The 20,343-nt window shown below is 36.3% G+C and carries 12 protein-coding genes; 8 read left to right on the top strand and 4 right to left on the bottom strand.

Features of this window, described 5'->3' with window-relative positions:
• The first annotated feature begins 32 nt into the window (after positions 1–32).
• The gene (locus tag JP39_RS06450; RefSeq protein ID WP_048698854.1) at positions 33–812 is read left to right on the top strand and encodes a TraX family protein; all 780 of its coding nucleotides are present in this window, start codon (positions 33–35) and stop codon (positions 810–812) included.
• Between the two features lie 74 nt (positions 813–886).
• A complete protein-coding gene (locus JP39_RS06445) occupies positions 887–2,827 on the top strand; it encodes an elongation factor G (RefSeq protein ID WP_041501802.1) in 1,941 nt (646 codons plus the stop codon).
• Between the two features lie 112 nt (positions 2,828–2,939).
• On the opposite strand, the gene JP39_RS06440 is transcribed toward JP39_RS06445, so the two are convergent.
• A complete protein-coding gene (locus JP39_RS06440) occupies positions 2,940–3,230 on the bottom strand; it encodes a hypothetical protein (RefSeq protein ID WP_048698851.1) in 291 nt (96 codons plus the stop codon).
• Between the two features lie 138 nt (positions 3,231–3,368).
• Here JP39_RS06440 and JP39_RS06435 point away from each other — a divergent pair, with 138 nt between their 5' ends.
• Positions 3,369–3,794, top strand: coding sequence for a universal stress protein (locus JP39_RS06435; protein WP_048698848.1), 426 nt, complete (start codon positions 3,369–3,371; stop codon positions 3,792–3,794).
• Positions 3,795–3,838: 44 nt separating this feature from the next.
• On the opposite strand, the gene JP39_RS06430 is transcribed toward JP39_RS06435, so the two are convergent.
• Together JP39_RS06430 and JP39_RS06425 are read right to left on the bottom strand one after the other, a co-directional pair.
• Positions 3,839–4,357 carry a phosphatidylglycerophosphatase A family protein gene (locus tag JP39_RS06430; RefSeq protein ID WP_048698847.1) on the bottom strand — a complete coding sequence of 173 codons (519 nt, stop codon included), beginning with the start codon at positions 4,355–4,357 and terminating at the stop codon, positions 3,839–3,841.
• 21 nt (positions 4,358–4,378) lie between these two features.
• Positions 4,379–5,035 (bottom strand): HD domain-containing protein, encoded by a 657-nt coding sequence (locus tag JP39_RS06425; RefSeq protein WP_041501803.1) that lies wholly within the window; start codon positions 5,033–5,035, stop codon positions 4,379–4,381.
• Positions 5,036–5,653: 618 nt separating this feature from the next.
• Between JP39_RS06425 and JP39_RS06420 the strand changes: the two genes are divergently transcribed.
• The 3 genes from JP39_RS06420 (at position 5,654) to JP39_RS06410 (ending at position 8,327) form a co-directional block, all read left to right on the top strand.
• On the top strand, positions 5,654–6,217 hold the full coding sequence (locus tag JP39_RS06420; RefSeq protein WP_041501804.1) for a peroxiredoxin: 564 nt from the start codon (positions 5,654–5,656) through the stop codon (positions 6,215–6,217).
• A gap of 371 nt (positions 6,218–6,588) precedes the next feature.
• A complete protein-coding gene (gene pnuC, locus JP39_RS06415) occupies positions 6,589–7,338 on the top strand; it encodes a nicotinamide riboside transporter PnuC (RefSeq protein WP_041501805.1) in 750 nt (249 codons plus the stop codon).
• A 74-nt stretch (positions 7,339–7,412) separates the two neighbouring features.
• Positions 7,413–8,327 (top strand): alpha/beta hydrolase, encoded by a 915-nt coding sequence (locus tag JP39_RS06410; protein WP_041501806.1) that lies wholly within the window; start codon positions 7,413–7,415, stop codon positions 8,325–8,327.
• Between the two features lie 82 nt (positions 8,328–8,409).
• Here the strand turns inward: JP39_RS06410 and JP39_RS06405 are convergent, their stop codons facing one another.
• Positions 8,410–9,108, bottom strand: coding sequence for an EAL domain-containing protein (locus JP39_RS06405; protein WP_041501807.1), 699 nt, complete (start codon positions 9,106–9,108; stop codon positions 8,410–8,412).
• An 89-nt stretch (positions 9,109–9,197) separates the two neighbouring features.
• Between JP39_RS06405 and JP39_RS06400 the strand changes: the two genes are divergently transcribed.
• Entirely contained in the window at positions 9,198–10,556 is a 1,359-nt protein-coding gene (locus tag JP39_RS06400) for an FAD-dependent oxidoreductase (RefSeq protein ID WP_041501808.1), read from the top strand.
• A gap of 95 nt (positions 10,557–10,651) precedes the next feature.
• Positions 10,652–20,074: an MBG domain-containing protein gene (locus JP39_RS06395; RefSeq protein WP_041501809.1), complete on the top strand. Its 9,423-nt coding sequence runs from the start codon at positions 10,652–10,654 to the stop codon at positions 20,072–20,074.
• Positions 20,075–20,343 lie beyond the last annotated feature (269 nt).

The following is a 20,343-nucleotide window of genomic DNA, read 5'->3' as shown; positions in this document are numbered from 1 at the left end:
ATGTGAGTAATACTTAAAGGAGAGATTAAATTATGCAACAATTCACACCTGATAATTTGTCAAAGGCGATGAATCGAGAAACATTCAAAATCATTTTAATGGGATTGATGGTTTTGGATCATATTACATTTTTTATATCACCATACTTAGCTGACTTCTTTCATATTACTACGCGAGTGGTAGCAGTCGGATTTGCTTATTTAGTTGTTGAAGGGATGTTTTACACTCACAGTCGCAGAAATTATCTCAGCCGCTTGATTGGCTGGGGTATTTTCATGGGATTAGGCAACTATTTGATGAATATATTTGTTTTACGAAAACAATATTCAATGTCAATCACAGGAGATAACATATTTTTAACCCTAGCCCTTGGTGCAGTTGTAATTTGGCTATGGGACAATCAACAGAAGGGTAAAACAAAGCGCCGAAATTTGCGGATTCTTTCCATTATATTATTAGTTTTGGGAAGTGTTCCATTATTAGAAGGAAGTTTTGTCATTGTACCGTTCATGTTTATTACTCAATTAACTTATAAGAATGCTAAAAAACGTAATTTATGGTATCTACTGTTGGCAGTTTTAATAGCAGTTATCGAATTACCAACAGTTTTGATAGGTGCAGATTTTAATCCGCTGATGATTTTTGATGGTATTGCAATGAATGCTAGTGATATTTTCTTTATTCTGATTATTCCAATGTTGCATTTTTACAATGGGAAAATTGGAAAGTACAGTGCTCAATTGAAATATTTGTTTTATATTTTCTATCCATTACATTTATGGTTGATCCATTTAATTGCTAATTTTCAATAAGTATCCCTGCACATAGAAATGTGGTTGATGTGATAAACTAATTAGCGTGAATTAATTCTGGAGGGGAGAATATTATGAAACAGATTGTAGCGGGGATTGTGGCTCACGTTGATGCTGGGAAAACAACGCTTTCTGAGGCAATGCTTTATCGATCCGGTGAATTACGGAAATTGGGTCGAGTTGATAAAGGTGATGCCTTTTTGGATCCCGATGAATTGGAAAAGAAACGTGGTATTACAATATTCTCCCACCAGGCTAATCTTAAATATAATGATTTGAAATTGAGCTTATTGGATACTCCGGGACATGTGGACTTTGCTTCACAGACAGAACAAGTCATGAGCGTCTTAGATTATGCAATTTTAGTGATTTCCGCTACCGATGGCGTGCAAGGTTATACTAGAACGCTGTGGCATTTATTGGAACATTATCAAGTCCCAACGTTTATTTTTGTCAATAAAATTGACGCTGACGGTGTTGATAAAGTGGCAGTTTTGAAACAATTACAAGCACAATTGTCACCTGGATGTGTGGCCTTCAATGGTCAAGATGTTGAAGAATCTTATGAAGAGATTGCCATGCAAGATGACGATGTTTTAGAAAAGTTTCTTGATGATGGAACAATCGCTGATGAGACTATTCAACAGATGATTAAGAAGCGTCAGGTATTTCCATGCTTTTTCGGTTCAGCTTTGAAAGTCGATGGGGTCGATGATTTTCTAGATGGATTGGATCATTGGACAGTTGAAGACAATTATTCAGCTGATTTTTCTGCAAAGGTTTTCAAGATTTCGCATGATGAAAAAGGTGAACGTCTCACTTGGGTGCGAGTTACAGGTGGCGTATTACCTAATAAAACTGTCTTGGTTAAAGATCAAAAGGCTAATCAATTACGAGTTTATGACGGAGCCAAATTTACAACTGAACCCGAAATAATGGCAGGCGGAGTTTGTGCAATCACGGGATTGACTGATACGTATCCGGGAATGGGACTTGGCAATGTTCAAGATAGTTTGAAGCCAACGATTCAACCGGTTTTAAACTATGCTGTAGACCCTAAGGAAAACGACATTCATGCTTGTTTAACGGCTTTAAGTGTGTTGGAAGATGAAGATCCGCAATTACATGTGTCGTGGTCAAGTCACTTACAAGAAATCCGTATTCAAATTATGGGTGAAGTCCAGCTGGAAATTTTACAACAATTATTATTAAAACGTTTCGACTTAGATGTTAGTTTTGGTGAAAGCAGCATCCTTTATAAAGAGACAATTACTCAAGATATTGAAGGAGTCGGTCATTTCGAGCCATTACGTCACTATTCGGAGGTCCATTTGTTGATGCAGCCATTACCAGCAGGCAGTGGATTAGTTTTTGATACTGATTGTAGTTTGGATGTTATGGCCAGCAATTGGCAACATCAAGTTTTGTCAAATTTGAAATCTAAAGAACATCTGGGCGTTTTAACAGGCTCACCAATAACTGATATGAAAATCACTCTGATTAACGGTCGAGCCAGTAACGTCCATTCAGTTGGCGGGGATTTTCGTGAAGCAACATGGCGTGCGGTCCGTCAGGGACTAATGATGTCTAAGCAAAATAACGAGTGTCAATTACTGGAACCATGGTATCGTTTCCGATTAGAGGTTACCCGAGATCAGGTCGGCCGCGCTATGAATGATATTCAAAAGATGAGTGGCAGTTTTGACGCTCCCGATATGTCCGCAACTCAAGGTGAATTGAATTTGCCGACTATAACTGGTTTTGCCCCGGTTTCAGAGATGCAAGGGTACGCCCAAACAGTCAATTCATACACGCATGGTCAAGGTCAGTTGGAAAGTATCGTGGACGGATATCGACCATGTCACAATGCTGAAGAAGTAATTGCGGCAGCAGATTATGATCCAGTCTCAGATTTGGAAAATACTCCCGATTCAGTCTTTTGCGCGCATGGAGCTGGTTATCCGGTCGCATGGGATGAAGTTCCAGCAATGGCACATGTTGGTTATAGAAATTAGAAATTTATTTATGCGTAAAAATAAAGCTCACTATTCTTGGTTATTACCTCAAGAATAGTGAGCTATTTTATTTTTATAATTATAGATTAATTCAGTTGACAGAATTTTGCAGTCAATAGAAATTATTTAATGCATACTCTTGACCAGCACAGTCGAGCATTTCCTGCCATGACGAAAAAATGGTCGATTTTTGGACATGTGCTTCCCAATCTTCGATCGGCAGACGTTCTAAAGCGTTTTGACTTGTTACACCCACGGATTCAAAAAATTCTTCAATACAAAAGAACTTGGTATTCTTTTCCATGAATTGATTACTAAAATAGTGGGTAAATTGAATTTTATTCAAATCATTTCTAATTTGACATTCTTGTTCGATGAGCTCCAGTTTCTGTTTAGTCTGCATAATAACTAATCCCCTATAAAAATTATTTACTATTCACACTAAGTATACAAAACTTTATTAATTATTTGTCTAATTATTAACATATTTTTCCGGAACTTGGTAAAATTTAGGTAAAGGATACAAATAGGAGGGATTGTTATGTATAAAAAGATATTAGTGGCTATCGATGGTAGCCAGAGCGCTTACAATGCATTAAACTCAGCTGTTGATTTGGCCAAGCAGTTTGACTCGGAACTCTATTTGGTATCAGTCGTCAATACGGCCAATTTGCCAATGAATGTTGGTGTTTCATATGCACCGGGATTGATTGAAGATATGAAAAAAGCATCTAACAGTGATTTGAAGAAAGCTCATGATATTGTAAAGTCAGCCGGATTAACGGCTAAAGTTAATCTATTAGATGGTGAACCACGTGAGCAATTGGTTCGTTTCCCGAAAGAAAATGGAATTGATTTGATTGTTATGGGTAAAACCGGAACTAGTGCCTTTACCAGAGTTTTTGTGGGATCGGTTACGCGTTATGTTTCCGAACATACCGATATTAGTTTATTAGTAGTTGTTTAAAGGTATGAAAAAAGCCGGCTGAAAAGTCGACTTTTTTTGTATCCTTATTTATTTAGTAATTTATCAACTTCACGTTCGTTGTGAGCTAACCAACCACAGGCGGCGGCAGCGATAGCACCAACTAAATCATCCAAGAAAACATTGATTTTACCGGTTGATTTGTCATTTAGTTTGCCAAGAATACCATGCTTCAATTTATCAACGTAACCATAATTGGTGACGGAAACTGAACCATAGAGGCTGGCCAAAGTGATCGCCATATTTTCATCAATACCATAAGTTGATTCATCAGTTTGCATAATACGTTGCATTGGAGCTGACAAGAGACCTTTTTCAGCCAAAACATCCAATTCAATTCCGGTCATAATAGCATTTTGAGCTTCACGTTTGTGAAGGACTTTGTTGATGGCATAGATTGAAACTTCCTCATTTAAGCCAGCAACGTAATCCTTTTCCAAAAAAATGACGATTTCCGCGATGTCTTTTAGCTCAACGCCACGGTCCTTAAGGTTTCTGAGAATGTGTTCATAATATTGTTTATCTTGTTCTTCATATGATACCAAAATTAATTTCTCCCTCATTTGTTATTTTTCTGCATCCCACTCAGCTTTAAACTCGTCGAGAAAGTCCAACATATATTGGTGACGTTTCTCAGCAATCTTTTTAGCAGTAGGGGTATTCATCATAGCAGTTAATTTCAATAATTTCTCGTAAAAGTGATTGATAATTGTTTCATTATTTAAATTACGGTATTCAGCTTTATTCATCGATTGACGTGGTTCGATAGTGGGGTCGTAAATAGTTTCCGCATGAGCACCACCGTAGTAAATGGCCCGAATAATCCCAATCGCTCCAATAGCATCCAAACGGTCTGAATCTTGAACGATTTGACCAGCTAAAGACAATTTAGGAGGATTCTTCGACAGCGATTTACTGAAGGATAGGTTGTGGATGATGTAGAGCACCTCATCAACTTGTTCTTCAGAAAAGTCGATACTTAATAAAAACTCTTTAATTTCGTGTTCTAAAGCAGCAGGATCATCAACCAATTTATCATCAGCAACGTCATGTAAGTAGGCTGCAGCCAGAGTGATCAATGGATCAGCATCTTCAGTTTGCAAAATCCGTTTAGCAGTTTTAATAACCCGTTGAATATGGTCGAAGTTATGTCCAGTAGCATCTCCAGACATTTTATCGAAAGAAAACTTCTTAATAGCAGCTAATTGTGCTTCATTTGTCATAAAATCAATCCCTTTATTAATTGTGTTTTATCATGAAATTGTAAATCCAAACGCCTGATTTCTATATTACATCATTAAGACGAATGATGTTTTGAGATTATAATAATATTGAAATGATTAATATGTGGGGCTATCTGTATCTTTCGCCCTCATACCACTTCTTCAGCACATAAATATTTTTCAACTTTTCCGCCGAATTAATTAATATTAATCGAATATAAAAGTATCCAAATGATCTTAGACTATAAAGTATTTGTAATAAAGTAGCCTCATATGTAGATTATTAATAAATTTCTACTGATTATTTCAAAAACTCATAAAATTAGTCGGAGGGTGACAGAGATGGGGGAATAGCAGTGAAGGTGGCGTTAGAGCTTTAGCTCTTACACCACGGACGACTTTGGAGACTTGCTGTTTTTGCAAGTCTTCAAAGCGAGGCGCGAGACCGTATTTTGGCTCGCACCGGTCCTCACAGCAGTCCCCAATCTCTGTCACCCGGAGACGGCAGAAAGAAATTACACTTATTTTCCAAATTTGTTATGATAGACATGTGCAAACAAATTGCATAGCATCAGTGATTAGAATATAATTAAGACATAATTTAGGGAGGCCTAATAAATGAACTATATTAATAAAGAAATACCAGACTTTAAATTAGAGGCATATCAAAAGGGCGAGCTGAAAGAAGTCAGCAAGTCAGATTTACTCGGTAAATGGTCAGTTATCTTCTTTTATCCTGCTGATTTTTCATTCGTTTGTCCTACAGAATTAAGTGACTTGCAAGATTCATACAAAGATTTTCAAGCTGCTAACGCCGAAATTTATTCAGTTTCCGTCGATAGCCAATTTTCACACATGTCATGGGCTGAGACGACTGACACAATTGGTAAGATTGAATATCCAATGTTGTCTGATCAAAAACATCAATTAACTGATTTCTTCAATATTCTAGATGAAGAGAGCGGTCAAGCATATCGAGGAGTCTTTATCGTTAATCCTGAGGGCATTATTAAGTCCTACACGATTAATGCTATGGGTATCGGTAGAAATGCTCAAGAAATCCTTAGAACTCTACAAGCAGCTCAATTTGTTGCTGAGAATGGCGACAAGGTCTGTCCTGCAAATTGGCATCCCGGGGAAAAGACTTTAAAACCTGGTGCTGATTTAGTTGGTAAAATTTAATAATCAATTCGATCTCGAGAATGCTCGAGGTCTTTTTTTTTCTAAAAACATCTACCAAATGACTATATGTTAAAAAAGTTCTTAACCGTTATAACTATATATAGTGTTATGAAATTAGAAAATGCAACATATTGTATCAAATGATAAATTACTAACGTAGTAGGTATAGTAAGCGTTTTACAGCGATATGGCGCCATTACATCTCAAATCATTGGTAACAATTATGCTCCATTTGGTGGTATGATTTTAGCTGTCGGTTAAATTGATATTTTTTCATAAATACAGTTTGAGGGATAAATAAAATTTGATTGATTCAGAATATAAATGCCAAAATCATACATTCTGTTTTCAATCCAGAGGAGAAGAGACATATGAGTATTTTCGATCCAAGATGGTATGTTGAACAAATGAAACACTGGAGTTTCAGAAGTTACATGCTATTAATGTTTGGCTTGGGGGCCATCACAGCATCAACCGTATCACACGCAATTACACCCATCGCAATTTGGACATGGTTAGCTGCCGTGTTAGGTTTCACATGTACTATCGCTATTACCAACGCTAAGCCACTTAACGGTGTATTAGGATTAGTTTCAGCACTTATTTATATCTTTGTTGCTATCAATGCTAAGAACTTCTCAGACGTTGTTCTACAACTTAGTTACATCGTTCTTTTGGATATTCCAGTTTTGATCAGTCCACAATGGGCCAAGGATGCTGAAAAGCATATTCATGGTTTAACTGGTATGAAATGGCTTAATACAGTCGCATTCTTCTTAGTTTCATGGGGATTACTATACTTGATGGATACACATTTGTTCATCAGTCCTCGTCCTATTACTGATTCCGTTGCTGCAGCTATTGGTTTCACAGGTGCTTTGTTATGTACATTGCGTTTCCGTGAACAATATTATTTCTGGACAGCTCAAGGTATCATGTCAATCGTTCTTTGGGGAATTACAGCTACACAAGGTGATGCTAGTCCCGTTATGTTCTTGACATACATTATGTATTTCATGAACGATATGATTGCATTCTTTGATTCACATATTCACTGGTTCCACAAAGATGCCAGTGCTAACCGTGCTCGTGATGAAAAGATTTCTCAAGAGAACGCTTAGAGATTATAGTTGCAATTATTTTACCAATTAGCTTAAAATTACTAAGCGATGAAATAATTTAAGTAGGGTAAATTATGCGATTAAAAAAATATCTTAAAGTAATTCTTTTAGTAACAGTCGGGGTAGTATTGGTTGCCGATATCGGTGCCGGTGCTTACATGTTCAATTATGCTTTCAGTAAAAGTGGTTATGCTAGTAAGGCAGCTGGTCCATTGCAAAAAAATGACCGTTGGCTTCTCAAGCAAAAGCAAGATATTTGGGAACAAACTACAAAAGATAATTTGAAGTTAAAAGCCAGATATTTGCCGGCTACAGAAAAAACTGACAAGACTGTTGTCGTCGTTCACGGCTATGGCAGTGCAAGTAAGTACATGGGTTCATCTGTGAAGATGTTTCATGAAGCTGGGTACAACGTTTTAGTACCCGATAATCGTTCTTTTGGCATGAGTCAGGGTAAGTACGCTGGCTATGGCTGGAAAGACCGTAAGGACATGAATAATTGGATCAAGATGATCAACCAAAAGTTCGGTTCAAAGTCTCAGATTGGCCTTTACGGGGTCAGTATGGGAGCTTCTACCGTGATGTATACCTTAGGTGAGAAACCTAAGAATGTTAAATTTGCAGTCGAAGACTGTGGTTATTCAACTATTTCTGGTGAATTGGATTACCAGTTAAAAGAAATGTTTGGTTTACCTAGTTTTCCTATCGTACCAACAGCAAGTCTTTTCGCCGATGCATTGGCGGGATACAACTTCTACCAAGCTAGTACTCGAAACACCTTGAAAAAGAGCAAGGTGCCGCTTTACGTAATCCATGGTTCAAAGGATACATTTGTTCCGACAAAGAATGCCTATCAAAACTATGATTATGCTAAAGGTCCCAAGAAATTGTGGATTGTTAAGGGTGCAGCTCATGCGGGTTCAATGAAGGTCGCTGGCGATAAATACAAAGTTAACGTGCTTGATTTTGCTAAAGAATATTTTAAATAGAAGAAACATTTTGTTTCAACAAAAGAACCACTATTCAAACCTAATCGTTTGAGTAGTGGTTCCTTTTGTCGTGTCAATTTTTCTAAGCTGATTGTGGACAATGGTCTTCAGGTAGCTTCAATAGACGAGGTTTACCAAAATAATAACCTTGTTTGAAAATGATGCCTAATTTATCACTCAATTGATCATCGTTTTGATTTTCAATACCTTCCAATACTAAGCGTAGATTATATTCCATACTCATAGCACGCCAAAAGTGGATCTTATTTTGTATCTCAGGGTCGACTAATTTATTGGGAAAGTTTTGTAGAGCAAATTTTAGTTCTGAGGCAAACGGCAATAATTGTTGAATATCGTCATATTGATTTAAGCCAGAGCCAACATCATCGAGTGAAACTTGAATATTGTTCTCCCAAAAAATTTTCATATGAGACAGGATTTCTTCATGCGTGTAAGTTTTTGAGTTGTTATCTTCTGTCAATTCAACGATTAGTCTAGTGGGATAAAGCTGTTTTTGACTTTGAACGAGGGCATTGGAAATCGAGGTGGTCATCAATTGGTCTCGATTAATGTTAATTGAGAGTTGATTGACTTTTGTAGATAAAGTTTTTGTAGTACGAACAAGTAAATTGGCAACAATATTAGAATCAATATCCGAAAAAGATTCAGGAATACGCCAGCCTTTATTCGTATATTGCTTCATTAATAGTTCATAACCAATGATTGAATTAGTTTTTGTAGCTATTTGAGGCTGAATAAAAAAACGATAAAAATTTTTCAATAAAATGACCTCCTAATTGGGCTATACAAATCTCTAAAGACAACTATACTAGAGATAAAATAAAGAATAAAGGAAAAATAAAATAAATTATGAAAGTTGTCGTAATTGGATGCACGCAAGCCGGTATGACAGCGATTAGACAGATTTCACAAGATTATCCTGAAACCGAAATAACAGTCTATGAACGGCAAAACAGTATATCATACTTATCTTGTGCAGCCTATTTACATTTGGAAGGAACTGTCAAAACCTTATCAGATGCATTAGATATTGAACCTAAAGATTTTCTGAAACAAGGGATCGATTTGAAGTTAAATCATGACGTAATTCATATCGACCATCAGAAACATTCACTAGTTATTCAAGACTTGGTGACTAAAGAAATTGAAACTTCGACGTACGATAAATTGATTATGACAACTGGATCTTTAACAGCCATACCAACAATCAGTGGCGTTGAGAATTCGAAAGTTTTGTTATGTAAAACTTTTGATCAGGCACAAAGCTTATGTGTAAATACTACTGAAAAACACAGGATAGCAATCATTGGTGGTGGCTATGCCGGAGTCGAATTGACTGAAGGTTTTGCCAAGTCTGGGCACGAAGTTTGGTTGATTCATAATAAGCCTTATTTATTGGATAAATATGTCGAACCAATTATTTCAATAGAAATTGAATCGACCCTAAGTGCAAAAGGTGTTCATATAATTATAGGAACTCATGCCAATGCATTTTTAGATTCGGCTGATGGTGGATTAACGATAACTACCACTGATAATAAAAAATATCAGGTCGATATGGCAGTTGTGAGTGCTGGAGTAATTCCAGAAACTAGTCTTTTACAAGGTCAGGTTAAAATGTTGGAAAATGGTGCGATTGTAGTTGATCCATATATGCATACGTCTGATCCTGATATTTTGGCAGCCGGAGATGATGCAATCGTGCATTTCAATCCAACCGACTCAGAGCAGTATTTTCCGTTAGCGTCCCACGCAGTTCGTGAAGGGATGTTGGCTGGAATCAATGTGTTTGATCGAAAAGTTAGATCCATTGGAACTCAAGCAACAATGGGTATGCAAATTTTTGATCAGACAGTGGCGGTTACAGGGATGACCCTAAAAGATGCCAAAGCCAAATTATTTAATGTTGGCAGTGTTATTTATGAAGGACCGTATCGTCCGACATTTATGCCAGATGACTTTAAAGTAACGGTCATCCTAGTTTATGACAAGAATAGCCGAAAGATTTTGGGAGCTCAGTTAATGAGTCAACACGATGTTTCACAGTCAGCTAATACTGTTTCAGGTCTAATTCAAAATGGTGGAACGATAGATCAATTAGCATTTTTGGATATGCTATTTTCACCGAACTTTAATAATCCATTTGATTATCTAAATTTAGCCGCTCAAAAAGCAGTTAAACAGGAGAATGGATATTTGCGTTCGTAGAATTGTTTTATATTGTTGGAATTTTGTTGAAGGGGAAAGGTCTTATTAGATTATGTGAAAAGGCTTTAACAAATATTTAAATAAAGGGGAAAATCATGAGGCAAAAAGTATCTAGTTACGAGGAAAAGAAACGATTTATTTTATACAAAGGACACACGGGATGGAAAATTAAGACACGAATTTTTGGTAGTTTGTTAGTCACTTTTTCAGCTTTTGCTTTTGCGGAGAGTGCCGGAACAGTTAATGTTCATGCTGCAATTACTAATACAGCTCAGAATACGAGTTTAACGAATTCATCAAAGAGTGATTCTGCACCAACAATTACTAAAACTGAAAATTCCGGTACTGGCGAATCATCGGGTAGTACTGGAGAAAATACGACACCGGTAACCCCAGCTCAAAAGGTGCAAGGTACTAAACTAGCTGATGATACTGGAAAAGAAACTACAACAGTGAAATCAACGCAACAAGGTGCAGCTGGGAATGATATTGCAAAAGAGCAAACTGGAGCTGTTAATGGAGGGAACATTCCTACAGATGGGAAAACAGGTGATTCAGCTACTTTGACAGGCGTCTCAAAAGCAGGATTGTTACGTCAGGCAGCAGTAGTACCTGATGCTTCAGCTACACCAGATGTCAAAAGCCAAGCAACTGATGCTACGACGGAGCCAACAACTGATACAGCTAAAACTTATCCAGTATTGTCTTTAGATCCAAATACCTCAACTGACATTGGCGTTTCTAAAAATGAATCTAGCAATGTGGTGACGTTAACCGCTGATCAAATTAAAGATCACTTTACAGCTACAGTTGAAAATAAAGATGGAAACGATAATGATTTTGATAAGACTGCTAATACGAGTTCTGAAACAATCGGCGACGATGGTTCAATTAATCTAACCTCTAATGATCCACATAAGGTATATGGGGCTGATGATCCAGTAACTGGTCATCAAGTGGCACATGTTTCTTTTGAACATGAAATTGATTTCAGCCATAATTTTAGTATGTCTGGATCTCTAGGAATTGGGAGTAATAGTAGTGATGGGGCTGATAGTGTTGGTTTCATTTTTGCACCAGGTGATCCTAGTACCGCTACCCAAGGTGGTTCAGGTGGTCAATTAGGATTAGGCGGTTTACAGAATGCTTTTGGTTTTGTTTATGATCAGTATTACAACAGTAACTACAACGATCCAAGTAGGAATCCTTATTTTGGTTGGAGAACAACTAACAGTAATGGTGACTTGCAATCAGTTCAAGGTTATCAAGGTACCACTGATTGGGATCTGGCTAGTGACCCTAACTTGGGCTTAGGGAGTAGTCGTAATGTTGATTTCGTAATGAACTATGATCAGAATTCTCAAAAGTTAAGTGTAACAATTGGTGGTAATACCTTTACAAAAAATATAACTAATACTTCAGATGGTTATTCTATTTCAGTTGCCGCTTCAACTGGAGGTCAGCGTAATGATTATTCAGCTAAAATAAAGAATTTTGAATATACCCCAAAGTCAATTAATTTAAACGTTAACTTGTTTGATAGTAACAAAGCGGATGTTAATCCATCATTAGCTAATACCTCTGTTAAGGCGGTTGCTACCATTGGTGATACTATTTCCGTCTTCTCAACACAGGAGGCAGCAAATCGTGCCGTTAAGGACGATAAATTGGACCCTAATTTAATTGCTATTATTCCGCAAGATGCCAGTGGAAATCCGTATGTAATTGATAAATCACAAATTGTTTCTGATGCAAATGGCCAAGCACACTACATTGGTAACGACAAGTATCAGGATAAAGATATTGCAGATAATACTTACTACACTTATACCGTTACTGATAGCAGTGATCAAACAATGAAGATTCCAGTTAGACGGGCCTTTGTAGCTAATGTGACACCTATCGACAAGAGTACACAACAACCAATTACTGGATTGAAACCAGTTCAAGTTGTGGCAGTTGAAGGCCAAAAAACGTTAATACAAATTCCTGGTTATACAGCAACTTCCGTTATATTAGCTGCTCCAAAAGATAATGAAAAACAAGCAAACGATATCTTACAGGTTGATTTAACAGCAGATTCTGGAACTGATTCAACCACGACTGAGGGAACGGCTATTCCTATTGGACACTATTACACAGCCACTGGTACCACTGTCGATGGTCAAATCGTATCTGCTTCTAATGCGTCTGCTGGTACGAATCAATCGATTACTGATGCTTTGAACCAACAGCCATTAATAGATGAGAAAGGTGCAGCAGTTGTAAGTAATAATAAAACTGTGGTTACTACTGGAACTGATCCTGATTATCGTTGGTCCGATGTCGGGAATGCCACTGGTACTGACTCCACAGACCCTAAGAATCCACAAACGGAGACGGCTAGTTTATTAGTACCAACCAAATCAACTTTGGCTAGTTGGAACGATCAGGCTAAAGCAAACCAAGCTAAGGCCGATAGTTATAATACTCAAGCGAAAAGCTTGTACAATACATTCATTGCTTATGCTGGTTTGAGTACAGATCAAAAAGCAAGTGCACAGACATTCTTGGATTCAATCACAAAAATCTATACTGACTTATCTGCCGACAATAAGCTTGCACAGGCTGCATTTGCTGCTGGTCAAACAGATAAAGAGGATCAAACAATTTATCAGGATGGACAAACAGGTTACAAAAATTTAAAGGCAGTTATGGATCTACTAACACCATTTAAAAACAATTTGACTGAATTGAAGGGAGTTAATAGTGATGCAAAGGATAGCTTAGCTACCTTCAATTCTTGGAATGTTGACTATGGCCTAGATACCGGTTATCCAACTGTTGAGTTTAGTCCTGGTTTTGGAGCAACCGTTTCTGATGAACAAAAAGCAGGCTTTGATAAGGCAGATTATTTTACCTATTATGCTTCAACAGACCCTGTAAACCCTCTTGCTGAAAAGCCTAAAGATGCTGGTAGATATATTCTTAAGCTAACCGATTCTGGTAGAGATTATCTTAAGAGTCTGAGTCCAGATAACAAATACGCTGGACTTTATGTTTCACCTACTTTAACGATTAATCCAATTCATGTGACTGAAAATACAAATGGTGCTACGTATACTTATGGTGATGATACGTTGCCAGAATTTAGTAGTAGTTTTGACAACGATAAGGACCAATTGAACCAAGATGATTATCAAATTGTTGATACTGATAATAATCAGGTTAACCGCAGTGAATTGAAACATGATGGTACTTATCATATTACTTATACTAGTTCTGGTTTGAAAAAACTCTCTAATGCAAGCAATTATATTTTTGATGGTATTAATACTACACCTGGGGTTTTAACTGTTAATCAAAGAGAGATTACCGTTAAAGCAGGAGTTGATGGTAAACCATATGGTACGCCTGATTCAAAGCTTTCATTAGATAGAGTAACTGTAGGTAGTTTAGCAAATGGCGATACGTTAGGTGATTTGGGAGTGGTTTTGAAGAGGGCTGTTGGTGAAAATGTTGGTACTTATGATATCTCGGAAGATTCAGCTAAATCAAAATTAAATGATAATTATAATATTAAAGTAGACGGTAATACATTCTCAATTGGTCAGGATCCTGTAAACTTGGCTGTTAAAGGCAGTACGGAGATCACATATGGTGAAACACCACAATTTAATATTGAAGATGTTTTAGGCAAGGTAACTTTGGATACGTCTGACTTATCATTAAGTGATTTTGAAGTTGATGGTGGATCTGTAGATTTGACTAAACTGGATGCAAAATCGGCAGGATATACAATCAAATTGACTCAGGCAGGTCTGGATAAGTTGACTAAAGATAATCCGAATTACAATCCAGCAACTGATGTTGTGACTGCTAATTTAATTGTTGATAAAAGGCCTATTACTGTTCAAGCAAAACCTGTTGAGAAAACATATGGTACAGTTGATCCTACTTTAACATTGGATAAAGTAAGCGTAGGTAGTTTAGCTGATGGTGATAATTTAGGTGACTTGGGAGTGGCTTTAAAGAGAAGCGATGATCAAAATCAAAATGTTGGTACTTATGATATCTCGGAAGATTCAGCTAAATCAAAATTAAATAATAATTATGATATTAAGGTAACAGGTGCCAAGTTCACAATTAAAAAGGCTGATGTAACATTAAGTGTTACTGGTAGTACGAAGATCACATATGGTGAAACACCACAGTTTGATATTAAGGATGCTTCAGGTAAAGTTACTTTGAATACATCTGATTTAAAATTGAGTGATTTTGAGGTTGTTGGTGGACCATTAGATTTGACTAAATTAGATGCCAATGAGACTGGATATACGATAGATTTGACTAAAGTAGGTTTGGATAAGTTGTTGGCAGCTAATCCGAATTACAATTCAGTAACTGATGTTGTGACTGTTAATTTAATTGTTGATAAAAGAGACATTACTGTTCAATCAAAGGCTGTTAAAAAAACATATGGAACAGATGATCCCGCCTTTACAATAGATAAAGTTACTTCCGGAAGTTTAGCTAATGGCGATGCGTTAGGTGATTTGGGAGTGGCTTTAAAGAGAAGCGATGATCAAAATCAAAACGTTGGTACATATAAAATCTCCGAGGATGAAGATAAATCTAAACTAAATAGTAATTATAATATTACGGTAACAGATGCCGACTTTGTAATTGATCAAGCTCCTGTTGAGTTGGCTGTTAAAGGCAGTACGGAGATTACATATGGTGAAACACCACAGTTTGATATTAGGGATGTTTCAGGTAAAGTTACTTTAAATACATCTAATTTAAAATTGAGTGATTTTGAGGCTGTTGGTGGACCAACAGACTTGACTAAATTAGATGCCAATGCGGGTGGATATACGATTGATTTGACTAAAGCAGGTTTGGCTAAGTTGTTGGCAGCTAATCCAAATTATTCTCAAGCAAAGAAAACTGTGACCGACAACACAACAGCCAACGTGACTGCTAATTTAATTGTTGATAAAAGAGATATTACTGTTCAAGCAAAGGCTGTTAAGAAAACATATGGGACAGATGATCCTACTTTTACATTAGATAAAGTAACTGTAGGTAGTTTAGCCGATGGTGATAAGTTAAGTGATTTGGGAGTAGCTTTAACGAGAAGCGATGATCAAAATCCAAACGTTGGTACATATATCATCTCCGAGGATAAAGATAAATCTAAACTAAATAGTAATTATAATATTACGGTGAAAGTTGCCAACTTTGTAATTAATTCAGCTGACATAACATTGGATGTTAAAGGTAGTACGGAGATCACATACGGTGAAAAGCCACAGTTTAATATTGAAGATGCTGCAGGTAAAGTTACTTTAAATACATCTGATTTAACATTGGATGATTTTGAGGTTGTTGGTGGACCATTAGATTTGACTAAATTAGATGCCAATGAGACTGGATATACGATAGATTTGACTAAAGTAGGTTTGGATAAGTTGTTGGCAGCTAATCCAAATTACTCTCAAGCGAAGAAAACTGTGACCGACAACACAACAGCCAACGTGACTGCTAATTTAATTGTTGATAAAAGAGATATTACTGTTCAAGCAAAGGCTGTTAAGAAAACATATGGGACAGATGATCCAACTCTTACATTAGATAAAGTAACTGTAGGTAGTTTAGCTGATGGTGATAATTTAGGTGACTTGGGAGTGGCTTTAAAGAGAAGCGATGATCAAAATCAAAATGTTGGTACTTATGATATCTCGGAAGATTCAGCTAAATCAAAATTAAATAATAATTATGATATTAAGGTAACAGATGCCAAGTTCACAATTAAACAGGCTGATGTAACATTAAGTGTTACTGGTAGTACGAAGATCACATATGGTGAAACACCACAGTTTGATATTAAGGATGCTTCAGGTAAAGTTACTTTGAATACATCTGATTTAAAATTGAGTGATTTTGAATCTGTTGGTGGACCAACAGATTTGACTAAATTAGATGCCAATGCGGATGGATATACGATTGATTTAACTAAAGCAGGTTTGGCTAAGTTGTTGGCAACTAATCCGAATTACAATCCAGCAACTGATGTTGTGACTGCTAATTTAATTGTTGATAAAAGGCCTATTACTGTTCAAGCAAACCCTGTTGAGAAAACATATGGTACAGTTGATCCTACTTTAACATTGGATAAAGTAAGCGTAGGTAGTTTAGCTGATGGTGATAATTTAGGTGATTTGGGAGTGGCTTTAAAGAGAAGCGATGATCAAAATCAAAACGTTGGTACTTATGATATCTCGGAAGATTCAGCTAAATCAAAATTAAATAATAATTATGATATTAAGGTAACAGGTGCCAAGTTCACAATTAAACAGGCTGATGTAACATTAGGTGTTACTGGTAGTACGGAGATCACATATGGTGAAAAGCCACAATTTGATATTAAAGATACTTCAGGTAAAGTTACTTTAAATACATCTGATTTAACATTGGGCGATTTTGAGGTTGTTGGTGGACCAACAGATTTTACTAAATTAGATGCCAATGAGACTGGATATACGATAGATTTGACTAAAGCAGGTTTGGCTAAGTTGTTGGCAGCTAATCCAAATTACTCTCAAGCAAAGAAAACTGTGACCGACAACACAACGGCCAACGTGACTGCTAATTTAATTGTTAATAAAAGAGATATTACTGTTCAAGCAAAGGCTGTCAATAAAACATATGGGACAGATGATCCTACTCTTACATTAGACAAAGTAACTTCAGGTAGTTTAGCTAATGATGATAAGTTAGGTGACTTGGGAGTGGCTTTAAAGAGAAGCGATGATCAAAATCCAAACGTTGGTACATATATCATCTCCGAGGATAAAGATAAATCTAAACTAAATAGTAATTATAATATTACGGTGAAAGTTGCCAACTTTGTAATTAATTCAGCTGACATAACATTGGATGTTAAAGGCAGTGCAAATATTAAATATGGTGAAACACCACAATTTAATATCGAAGACGATGCGGGTAAAGTTGCTTTGGATACATCTGGCTTAACATTGAGTGACTTTGAGGCAAATGGTAAAACAGTAGATTTTACTAAACTAGATGTCAATACGGATGGATATACGATTGATTTAACCCAAGTAGGTTTGGCTAAGTTGCTGGTAGCTAATCCCACATTAAAGAGCGATTATAATATTACAGCAGCAGGTACCAATTTGGTAATTAGTCATGATCCTGTGAACATGGCTGTTAAAGGTAGTACAAAGATTACATATGGTGAAACACCACAGTTTGATATTAAGGATGCTTCAGGTAAAGTTACTTTAAATACATCTGATTTAACATTGGGTGATTTTGAGTCTGTTGGTGGACCAACAGACTTGACTAAATTAGATGCCAATGCGGATGGATATACGATTGATTTAACTAAAGCAGGTTTGGCTAAGCTGTTGGCGGCTAATCCAAATTACTCTCAAAAGGATGAAATCGGAACTATTAAATTAATTGTTGATCAAAAGCATGTCAATGCAGATGATATTAAGATAAGTGGTTCAACAACGACATTTGGAACAAAACCAGAAATCCAATTTGAAAATAATCCAAATTTAAAAACATCGATACCTCAAAAAGATTATGAAATCATTAATGAAAAGGGAGAAGAGGTTAAGCCAGAAGATTTACAAGCTGGTAATTATACAATCAAGTTAAATGATGACGGTAAAACAGATTTAGCCAATCTAAATACGAATTATTCAATCGATACACCAGATGTAGGGTACTTAACAGTTAAGCCACTTGCAGTGGATACAAAAATGGGACCATCAAGAGGTAGTATCAATGTTTACGGTCAACCTTTGAACATTAACGTAACTCCATATCAAAAAATTCCTGGGTTTACCAATAATTTAGATACTCATGACTATGAAATAATTCCGGATGGTGCAAAAAATTCTGTTTCATCAGATGACTTACAAGCTGGAGTTAAGTATAATGTTAAAATTTCTCCTGAAGGTATCAAAAAGTTACAAGAAGAGAATCCTAATTATACTTTTAATCCTGATGATATCGTTGATACATTCACTCTGAATCGGGCAGAAATCACAATTGAAATAAATTCACAAACTAAATATACAACGGATGCAAATCCAAAAAATTCTTATACTACTGATGATAAGCTGAAGGATGGAGATTCGTTAGGTTTGGTTTATGATGAACCTAATAATCCAGATGTAGGAACTTATTATATTACAGCCGTAAGTACTAATAAGAATTACAATGTGACAATTAAACCAGGTAAACTTACAGTTCTAGGAAAAACCACTGATAAAGATGGTAACACTACAACGACTCAAAAGGATTCTGCTGGAAAGGTAGTTAAAGTTACCAAAGAATGGAACGATGGTACGCAGACAGTTTATAACTATGATCCAACAACGGGCACTAAGATAATCAGTGAATCATTAGACGGCAAACCAGTAGTTCAAAGAATAATTGATGCAGTTCCAGAAAAGATTGATTTACCAGATGGTAATGGTGCTATCACAGTAGTAAATGTTGATAATTCTGATACGCCAGAAATTATTCACTATGGTATCGATCCTGATAAAGATGGAGTTAATAGTGCTGATGAAATAATGAAATACGGTACTGATCCATTGAAATCTGATACTGACGGTGATGGAATTAGTGATGGTGATGAGATAAAGAATGGTACTGATCCATTAGTTTATAATTCTCGTGGTGGTAGCACTCCAGTAATTGGAAATGGAACTATCGTTAAGAAGAATCAAAATATTGCGACAACAACAAACACTGTAAATCTTTATAATAATGAAGGTAAATTGTTGGATAGTCATGATCTAGGTATCGACACATGTTGGTTTAGCGATGAAGAATACACAATCGGTGGCATCATGTACTATCGCGTTGCAACTGATGAATTCGCTAAAGCTAGTGATGTTTATGTTTATATCGAACCAGAACCAATTCTAGTTCGTGTTTACAATAATCTCTATGGCAATTTAGTTGATTACCAAGGAACAAAAATCAGCCGTGAACTATCTCCAAGTTCAGAGTGGAAGGCCGACCGAATTGCTCTCATTAATGGACAGCAATATTATCGTGTTGCTACAAATGAATTTGTGCCAGTCGGTGAAGTTTATAAATATTCTAATGTTAATACTGAGGTAACAACTAAGTCTGAGACATCAGTTTATAATGAACGTGGTGAGAAGTTAAATATTGCGCTACCAGCTAATGGAACGTATAAAGCTGATAAAGTTGTCTTGATGAATGGTGTTAAGTTTTATCGAGTAGCAACTAATCAATTTGTTCCAGCAGCATTGGTACGTGATTATGCTGAGGTAGATTTAACAGTAACAACCAACGCAAATACTCCAATGTATGATCAACAAGGAAACTTATTAAGAGCATATCTTCCTAATAATGCATCTTATAAAGTTGATAGAATAAGCTTTATCAATGGCGCACAGTATTATCGTGTCGCGACTAATATGTATATTAAAGTGAGAAATGCTAATTTTGGTTTATAGTTAAGAAAAAATAGGCTAATAAAATTTAAAAGTACCGTTATAAGAGGTAATATTGCCTTTTTATAACGGTACTTTGTTATTAATGTCTAATTAATATTACAGATTTTTCTTTCATCTTGGAATACAGCAAAAAAAAACCATCGAACTCAATGTGTCCGATGGCCTCTGTCACTTCTATATTTAACGATAATAAGAATAAGTAAGCTGATACCTAATGCTGCGGCAAATGTTATTTCCAAATATCTTGGAAAATAGATATCTCTTGGTAA

The sequence above is a fragment of the Companilactobacillus heilongjiangensis genome (assembly GCF_000831645.3).
Taxonomy (GTDB): domain Bacteria; phylum Bacillota; class Bacilli; order Lactobacillales; family Lactobacillaceae; genus Companilactobacillus; species Companilactobacillus heilongjiangensis.
Note: the sequence above shows the minus strand (reverse complement) of the source record. Positions and strands in the feature narration are given on the sequence as shown.

Coding starts and splice junctions, on each gene's coding strand:
- JP39_RS06410 (WP_041501806.1), top strand. CDS start 7,413: ATGCGATTAAAAAAATATCTTAAAGTAATTCTTTTAGTAACAGTCGGG.
- JP39_RS06400 (WP_041501808.1), top strand. CDS start 9,198: ATGAAAGTTGTCGTAATTGGATGCACGCAAGCCGGTATGACAGCGATT.
- JP39_RS06445 (WP_041501802.1), top strand. CDS start 887: ATGAAACAGATTGTAGCGGGGATTGTGGCTCACGTTGATGCTGGGAAA.
- JP39_RS06395 (WP_041501809.1), top strand. CDS start 10,652: ATGAGGCAAAAAGTATCTAGTTACGAGGAAAAGAAACGATTTATTTTA.
- JP39_RS06425 (WP_041501803.1), bottom strand. CDS start 5,035: ATGACAAATGAAGCACAATTAGCTGCTATTAAGAAGTTTTCTTTCGAT.
- JP39_RS06440 (WP_048698851.1), bottom strand. CDS start 3,230: ATGCAGACTAAACAGAAACTGGAGCTCATCGAACAAGAATGTCAAATT.
- JP39_RS06435 (WP_048698848.1), top strand. CDS start 3,369: ATGTATAAAAAGATATTAGTGGCTATCGATGGTAGCCAGAGCGCTTAC.
- pnuC (WP_041501805.1), top strand. CDS start 6,589: ATGAGTATTTTCGATCCAAGATGGTATGTTGAACAAATGAAACACTGG.
- JP39_RS06450 (WP_048698854.1), top strand. CDS start 33: ATGCAACAATTCACACCTGATAATTTGTCAAAGGCGATGAATCGAGAA.
- JP39_RS06420 (WP_041501804.1), top strand. CDS start 5,654: ATGAACTATATTAATAAAGAAATACCAGACTTTAAATTAGAGGCATAT.